Annotated in this window: 4 protein-coding genes and 1 pseudogene; 4 read left to right on the top strand and 1 reads right to left on the bottom strand. The window is 71.1% G+C overall.

The window, feature by feature from the left end; genetic code table 11:
* The coding region (locus EAO77_RS35570) for an RRQRL motif-containing zinc-binding protein (RefSeq protein WP_315986133.1) at positions 1-191 on the bottom strand (191 nt) is incomplete at its 3' end.
* Between EAO77_RS35570 and EAO77_RS35565 the strand changes: the two genes are divergently transcribed.
* From EAO77_RS35565 to EAO77_RS35550, 4 genes and pseudogenes are all read left to right on the top strand, one after another.
* Positions 155-583 carry an RRQRL motif-containing zinc-binding protein gene (locus EAO77_RS35565; RefSeq protein WP_147992453.1) on the top strand — a complete coding sequence of 143 codons (429 nt, stop codon included), beginning with the start codon at positions 155-157 and terminating at the stop codon, positions 581-583. The genes EAO77_RS35570 and EAO77_RS35565 overlap by 37 nt on opposite strands.
* 19 nt (positions 584-602) lie before the next feature.
* On the top strand, positions 603-851 hold the full coding sequence (locus EAO77_RS35560; protein WP_147992452.1) for a hypothetical protein: 249 nt from the start codon (positions 603-605) through the stop codon (positions 849-851).
* Positions 848-1,036: a hypothetical protein gene (locus tag EAO77_RS35555; RefSeq protein WP_147992451.1), complete on the top strand. Its 189-nt coding sequence runs from the start codon at positions 848-850 to the stop codon at positions 1,034-1,036. Before EAO77_RS35560 ends, EAO77_RS35555 begins: the two co-directional genes overlap by 4 nt.
* 171 nt (positions 1,037-1,207) lie before the next feature.
* Positions 1,208-1,428: pseudogene (locus tag EAO77_RS35550) on the top strand (hypothetical protein); the annotation flags it as partial.

Raw genomic sequence — 1,428 nt, 5'->3', positions numbered from 1 at the left:
AAGTAGCGCCGGCCGCAGCGGCCGGGGCATGTCTGGCGCGCGGCCATCGCCTTGTCGAGCGCGACTTCCTTCGCGAACGTCATCGGGATCTTCGGCTTCGCCAGGTCGATCCGGTACAGCCACGCAAAGCGTTTGCCGCCACGGCATTCGATCCGTGCGACGGGCTCCTGGCCCCCGGGGCGCAGCCCCATGTCCCGCAGCCGGCGACGGCTCGCTCCCGGTCTTCCGGTGGAAGCAGGCCGGACGCAAGGAACTCGCGACCCGCCGCCGGCTGCGGGACATGGGGCTGCGCCCCGGGGGCCAGGAGCCCGTCGCACGGATCGAATGCCGTGGCGGCAAACGCTTTGCGTGGCTGTACCGGATCGACCTGGCGAAGCCGAAGATCCCGATGACGTTCGCGAAGGAAGTCGCGCTCGACAAGGCGATGGCCGCGCGCCAGACATGCCCCGGCCGCTGCGGCCGGCGCTACTTCATCTGCCTCCCGCTCAAGACCTTGGGGTCCTGCCTGGAGTGCTACGACGGCACGCCCGCCGACCCCGCCACGTACCCCGCTCCCCTGGCCAAGCACCTGCTGGCCGCCTGATCCGAGAGGACACCCGACCATGACCACCGCCGCCCGCGCCTCCGCCTTCACCGAGCCCGACCGGCCCAAGGGCCTGCTGATCCGGTTCGTCACCACCGGCGGCAGCTACGTCGACGTCACCGGCCACGGCGAGCACGCCGAGGACAACCGTTGGAACTGCCTCGGCTGCGGCGACGCCTCCGCCCGCCCGGAGCAGGGCTACCTCTTCCGCATCCGGCCGGAGGCCAACGACCACGCCACCGCCTGCCGCGCCATCCCGCTGACGTGAGCGCCCGAGACAACGAGGTCCTGGTCCTCGCCTGCGAGGACGACCCCCGTGCCGAAGGCCGCGTCGGCTACGTCCTGGACGAGGTCCCGCCCGGCGAGCTGACCGACTTCCGATGGACCGTGGCCGGGCTCGGGCTGTTCATCGGCAACGTCCTGTGCCACGACGACGAACTCGAATGGCTCTGACCAGCGCCGTCCCACTTGCTACGGCCTGGGACGAGCCGCCGTCCTGAACACCACCGCCCCCGGCCGGACTCCGGCCGGGAGCGAAAGCGCACCACGGGGCGCCCGCAGCATCGGCAAAGAGGCCGGCCTCCCCACACCCACCCCGAATCCGAGATGAGGAGCACACCCAGCATGACCGATCGCATCCGCGCCATCGAGGGCCTCGCCCTGGCTGCCGCCCTGACCGCCGTCTTCGACGGAGTTCACAGCTTCGGGGACCAGTTCGTGCAGAACTCGCACGACGCTTCGACCAAGGGCATGCACGGCTCCCACCTGGTCTACAAGAACGACGGCTCCCGGGTGGAAGCGAACCCGTGGCGCCACGGCGCCGAGGGCCGCACCTGCACCGCCAG

The organism is Streptomyces sp. T39 (assembly GCF_008042045.1).
GTDB lineage: Bacteria > Actinomycetota > Actinomycetes > Streptomycetales > Streptomycetaceae > Streptomyces.
Note: the sequence above shows the minus strand (reverse complement) of the source record. Positions and strands in the feature narration are given on the sequence as shown.

Coding starts and splice junctions, on each gene's coding strand:
- EAO77_RS35560 (WP_147992452.1), top strand. CDS start 603: ATGACCACCGCCGCCCGCGCCTCCGCCTTCACCGAGCCCGACCGGCCC.